The sequence below is a fragment of the Limnofasciculus baicalensis BBK-W-15 genome (genome assembly GCF_024178385.1).
Lineage (GTDB): Bacteria > Cyanobacteriota > Cyanobacteriia > Cyanobacteriales > Coleofasciculaceae > Limnofasciculus > Limnofasciculus baicalensis.
Genome location: NZ_JAMZMM010000382.1, coordinates 1 through 5,626 on the forward strand (window position 1 = coordinate 1; position 5,626 = coordinate 5,626).

Below are 5,626 nucleotides of genomic sequence, written 5' to 3' on the forward strand. Positions count from 1 at the left end.
GGAGGGAGTAGGTGTCACTACTCTACTACCCAGAATTATGAAGTTATTAACTCATCAACTATAGATGGATGCCCATAGAGGTTACTTTTGCGCCCTTGGCAGCGAATAGGTGGTTCCCGGCCAAACCTCAAGGTTGCTGCTTGAAGAGTATTGTGCAATGACGAACAAGGGTAATGTGAGGGTTAAAAAAGCTATTACCGTACCTAGAATTTCTGCCCACCTATGAGGGTTAGAGTCAGAAGTATTGGCAGATGAACCACTGGATGCCATAAATAAGTTGTAATTGGAACTCGGTCAATTGACGTTAATCAGTTAGGAAGAAATTGTCAACCCAACACCTTATATCTTAACGATTTTTCCTGAAAAATGCTTTATATCCACTGGAAGACAAAAAAACCGCCTCTAGCAATAGGGCAGCTTCCTTAAGCAATGGTCGGGTGGTATCAGATTATCTTATGGATTGGCGATCGGATTGCCGCAAATTTTACAAAAAGAAGTAGTTATTGGTTATTGGTTATTTGTGATTAGACATCTCCAGAAATGAGGTTTTCACCTAGACAGGGTAAGGGTTTCAGATTCTATTTTGGAGATGTCTAATTAAAAGTTAAAACGGACTTCGTCCCGCAACGCTCTCCAAAACTCTCTCACCCACTCGCCACTCGCCACTCCCCACTCCCCATCACCTAACGGGCATAAGCCTTCATCGGTTCTTTAATGAAGCGAATGTAAAGATGTTTAAAGGTAGATCTGAGTACGCGAGGCATTCCAAAGTCAATTGGCATGAGGGCATCTGGCAATTTCCAATCTAGTATCTTTAAATCCTCTGGTTTCAGGTGAGGAAATTCAATAGTGTCTATATTTGGACTTAATCCTAATTTCAGTGCTGCTGCTAGAGTGGGGACTTGAGTTGGATCGAGATTGAGGATTTCCACCATAGCACGATCTAGTGCAAATACATCGCTTGATGCCCCTAATACATTCAATTGTCGGGGTTCACCGCCACTTGGTCCATTGCCTTCGTGACCAATAATTCCATCGACAATTGTTAATTGTGGGTTAATTGCTCGTGCTGTTTCTACTAACATTTCACCGAAGCGAAGGGCATCTTTTCCGGCTTCCATGTGCCACCAGGCTTTCATTTTACCAGGGACGCAGCCAAATAAGTTTTTGACACCGAGGGTGAGGGTCAACTGGGCATGAGATTTTACCTTGGGTAGATTAATCACTACATCGGCATCCATTGCTTCTTTACAGAGGCGCAAGTGGTTAAAGTTATTGCTAAGTGTTTGGTAACGATGACCGTGAAATTCGACGATGGGTATATTTAGTTCTTCCATCATCGGTAAATAACCATTCGCAGCAGCGACACCTCTAGCACTACCAAAAGCTGGGCTATCTCCTAAAAATGGTTTCCCGCCTACTTCTTGTACTAGTTGAGCAACACAGTAAACAATCTCACCACGGGTGATACATTCTTTTCCAGGACGTGCTGCCGTGAGAAGATTGGGTTTAAGGAGAACGCGATCGCCGCCTTTGACAAAAGCGCCTATTCCTCCTAGCGGTTGCAGTAGGGTTTCTAAAGAGGATCTGAGTTTTTGGCGGGAGTAGGAATCGGCGCGAATTAAACTAACTGTAGACATAATTGATTAGGGGTTAGGGGCTTTCTTGCTAGGGGCTAACTGATTTAAAGTTTAACTCCACGACTTAGGGCTGTGACACGTTGAGCGTCGGAAAAGACTCCCAATCCTTGGATTTCGGGAATTGGTGGTTTGACTTCCACTTTAAGTACTTGAGCTGTAAATACTAAAACTGTTTGATCTATAAGATGGAGTGCCACCCAAGGTTGGCTAAGTAAGTCTGGTAGTTGTTGGGCGAAGGCTTCTGGCGTGATGGGAAGATCGAAGGATTCGGTTTCGCCGTTGACGTAATGAAAGGTGATTTCTGTGAAGCTATCCTGACTTTCCATTGGTGTATCTTTGATTGGACTGGTGGCTAATATGTCATACTCGCATTTAACTATAGCGGTTTTCAGACGTGTTTTGCTATGTTTTGCGATACTATTACGCGATCGCGAAGCGCTGCGGCAAGGAGATCGCTATCTGTTGCTCAAGGGATTAGAACTCGCCATGAGCCATCTAAAAGCAGCAGGTGCTAGTACTATTTCCTGAAATAGAATAACCCCTCCCCCCACAAAAAGACAAGATTAATAAATCTTACTCCCCCTTCCCTAGTAGGGAAGGGGCTGGGGGGTTAGGTTTTAGGAAGTTCACTCATTTTCTCTAAATCTAAAACCGTGGCTAATTCCGACTCACTCATTAACCCCCTATCTAATACAATTTGCCGTAAAGATTTACCAGTTTCCAGGGATTCTTTAGCAACTGCTGCCGCATTCAAATAACCAATATGAGGATTAAGTGCAGTAACCAGAGCCAGACTCCCTTCCCCATAACTCAAACAGCGATCGCGATTTGCCGTAATTCCCTCCAAACACTTCTTAGTTAAGGCTGATAAGGTATTACCTAAAATTTCAATACTGTGAATCAGATTATAAGCAATCAGCGGCATCATCACATTTAATTCCAATTGTCCAGCTTGGGCAGCTAATGCGATCGCATTATCGTACCCCATCACCTGAAAGCATACCATGGAGGTCATTTCCGCCATCACGGGATTGTATTTCCCCGGCATAATTGAAGATCCTGGTTGCACTGGCGGCAATTGAATTTCCTTAAAACCAGTTTTTGGTCCTGAATCCATCAGCCGCAAATCGTGGGATATTTTTACACAATCTTGGGCTAAATTACGCAAACTTCCAGATACATTTACAAAGGGAGCCATACTCTGCATTGCTGCCATCAAATGGGGAGAAATTCGCAGGGGTTCACCAATTAATTCTGAGAGAATTTTGACAACTTCTTGGCGATATTGGGGATGAGTATTTAATCCCGTACCAGCCGCAGAACCTCCTATACCCAATACCTGCAAATCCTCGGCTGCCCGTTCAATTCTACCAGTATGATCTGTGAGAATTTGTGCCCAAGCTCGGAAATTTTCTCCTAGTCTAACAGGTACGGCATCTTGTAAATGAGTTCTACCAGATCTGACGATATCTTGAAATTCATCTGCTTTATTATCCAGTACAGCAATTGCATCAGATAATGCCGGATAAAGGGTATGTTCCAGGGCAAGTAATCCACCAATCCGAATAGCTGTGGGAATTACATCATTAGTAGATTGTCCATAATTAACATGGTCATTTGGGCTAACTCTTGTATAATTTCCCTTCTCATCTCCCAGGATTTCCAATGCGCGATTTGCCAGGACTTCATTAACATTCATGTGATGGGAAGTTCCCGCCCCAGCTTGATAAATATCCACCACAAACTGATCGCGCAATTGTCCTTTGAGAACTTCATCAGCGGCTTGAATAATCGCATTACTGATATCTTGAGGAATACAGCCAAGATTACTATTTGCGATCGCAGTCGCTTTTTTAATTAAAACACAAGCGTCTATATATGTGGGTAAAGGTTTAATGCCACTAATAGGAAAATTTGCGATCGCTCTTAGTGTTTGAATACCGTAGTAAGCATGACTGGGGATTTCTTTTTCTCCCATTGAATCCCGTTCAATCCGGTAATCTGTCTTTGTTGCTGGAATCATTTAATTTATTGTTAATTTCCTGGTAATGGTAGTTGTGATTTTCCCGGAATAGTACCATAAGGTTGATTTACTGGTAATTTTTCTGGAATAGTACCAGAAGATTGAGTACCTGGTAATGGCGCTTGCGATTGTCCCGGATTAACTCCAGAAGGTAATTGTTGCTGAGGATAGGGGTTAACTGTACCATCTGGATTAGCGGGAATTTGACCTGGGTAAGGAGTATAGCCGGGGACTCCAGTCGGAGGGACAGTAGAATTAGGAGCAGTAGGATTAGTAGAGTTAGGATTAGGAGTTTGGGGAGCTACTTTGGGCAGGGTAGCTAACGCCACGCGATTGCCTCCTACTTCCCTAAGCACGTCCAACACCTGGACTACATCATTGTAACTGGCAGTAGGAGAGGCGTATAATGCAATTAAAGGTTGATAATTCTGTGAAGTGTGGGCGGCTTGCAGTTTTGCCTTTAACTCATCTTTAGTTTTCACAGGCTCTTTTTCCACAAAAACTTGACCCAAATCGTTAAGACTCACCATGATAATCTTCTGTCCCTGTGGTGTTCCCGTACTGGCTTTGGGTAAATCGACACTAATTGCTTGCTGACGGGCAAAACCCACTGCTGCTAAGATGAAAAACGTCAGAATACAAAAAATAACATCAATTAGGGGAACAATCTCAATTCGCACTTCTTCGGTTTGGGTTTCAATCCGTAGCTGAAGTGGACGAGGTGCAACAGAAGCAAGAGACGAACGAGCTTTTTTCTTCATAAATTTGTCATTGGTGGTTGGTTGTTGGTGGTTGGTTGTTGGTGGTTGGTTATTGGTGATTGGTTGCGAACAAATGACAAATAACAAACAACCAACAACAAACAACCAAGAACAACTAGAACTGACTTGAGTCAGTTGAGTCAGTTAGATCAGAATCATCTAATATGTTGTTGCCAATCTCTGGCTTATTCTGAGAAATATCAGATGTCAAGTTAGAAATATCTGATTTCTGGTCGGGAAGCTCTGACTTATTATAGTTCTCAGTGCGATCTCCTTGCAGCAGCGGTTTGCGATCGGCTTTGCCAGTGCCCCAAGGCTCATCACTTTGCAGCAGCGGTTTGCGATCGGCTTTGCCAGTGCCCCAAGGCTCATCACTTTGCAGCAGCGGTTTGCGATCGGCTTTGGTAGTGCCCCAAGGCTCATCACTTTCCTCGCCTTGCAACCAATCTTGGCGATAGAGTAACTCCAACTCACTGCCAGCTTTACGGAAAAGTCTGATTTGGTTAAACCAAAAGGCTTGAAATAGGCGATAGAATACCAGACTGGTAATAGCTACAACTAATCCTGATGCCGTGCTAATCAGAGCTTCGCCAATCCCCAGGGATACTCCAGCGGTGGCAGATGTACCCAAATCGGCAATTGTAATTGAACCCAAGGAGCGAATCAAGCCCAAAACCGTACCTAGCAATCCTAGGAGGGGGGATAGGGCAATGACAGCTTCTAGGAGCTTGTCCCCCCGCCGCATCGCCGCCAACTCATCGTCAGCCGCCGCCTCTAAAGCCAGCCGAAATAATTCTGGATCGGGTTGAGCTAATCTTAGGGGAGCATATAAGTAGCGACCAATTGGCTGTCGTCTTGACTTGAGAGCAACTTCTCGCGCCACTTGCCAGTTACTGGTGGCTCCATCTAGCACCCGATTGATGATTTCTTTTTCCCCCAACAAGATGCTTGCCCAAAACCAGAGTCGCTCCAAGATTGTGCCCACAGCAAGGATAGATAAGCCCAACAGGGGCCACATCGCTATTCCACCCTTCTCAAATATTTCTGAAATATCCACAGTTTCCGATTATCCTCCGTCTATCGATTCGCACAATTGGTTTTGTAAAGTGCAAGCCACTCCAATTCTAGGGATTTCCTGCCGTTTGCCAACAGTCTGAACTTATTTTCGCTGCTGGGTTGATTCTTTCGGGAGAAGAGAGGCT

General features: G+C 44.2%; 6 protein-coding genes and 1 pseudogene. 1 reads left to right on the top strand and 6 read right to left on the bottom strand.

Translation table 11 applies throughout. The features are described 5' to 3' along the window. Positions 1-81: 81 nt before the first annotated feature. From NJ959_RS31055 to NJ959_RS24860, 3 genes are all read right to left on the bottom strand, one after another. On the bottom strand, positions 82-270 hold the full coding sequence (locus NJ959_RS31055; protein WP_507237493.1) for a TLTLP motif-containing protein: 189 nt from the start codon (positions 268-270) through the stop codon (positions 82-84). Between the two features lie 413 nt (positions 271-683). Continuing rightward, positions 684-1,640: an Npun_F2552 family protein gene (locus tag NJ959_RS24855; protein ID WP_254014438.1), complete on the bottom strand. Its 957-nt coding sequence runs from the start codon at positions 1,638-1,640 to the stop codon at positions 684-686. A 44-nt stretch (positions 1,641-1,684) separates the two neighbouring features. Further along, positions 1,685-1,966 (bottom strand): hypothetical protein, encoded by a 282-nt coding sequence (locus tag NJ959_RS24860; protein ID WP_254014439.1) that lies wholly within the window; start codon positions 1,964-1,966, stop codon positions 1,685-1,687. Positions 1,967-1,997: 31 nt separating this feature from the next. Between NJ959_RS24860 and NJ959_RS24865 the strand changes: the two genes are divergently transcribed. After that, positions 1,998-2,168 (top strand): hypothetical protein, encoded by a 171-nt coding sequence (locus NJ959_RS24865; RefSeq protein WP_254014440.1) that lies wholly within the window; start codon positions 1,998-2,000, stop codon positions 2,166-2,168. Positions 2,169-2,250: 82 nt separating this feature from the next. On the opposite strand, the gene NJ959_RS24870 is transcribed toward NJ959_RS24865, so the two are convergent. The 3 genes and pseudogenes from NJ959_RS24870 to NJ959_RS24880 form a co-directional block, all read right to left on the bottom strand. After that, positions 2,251-3,663, bottom strand: a complete 1,413-nt coding sequence (locus tag NJ959_RS24870) for an aspartate ammonia-lyase (RefSeq protein WP_254014441.1) — start codon at positions 3,661-3,663, stop codon at positions 2,251-2,253. 11 nt (positions 3,664-3,674) lie between these two features. Then, complete coding sequence (locus NJ959_RS24875) at positions 3,675-4,424, bottom strand: ExbD/TolR family protein (protein ID WP_254014442.1); 750 nt, start codon at positions 4,422-4,424, stop codon at positions 3,675-3,677. A gap of 427 nt (positions 4,425-4,851) precedes the next feature. Then, positions 4,852-5,481, bottom strand: a pseudogene (locus NJ959_RS24880) (MotA/TolQ/ExbB proton channel family protein); the annotation flags it as partial. Positions 5,482-5,626 lie beyond the last annotated feature (145 nt).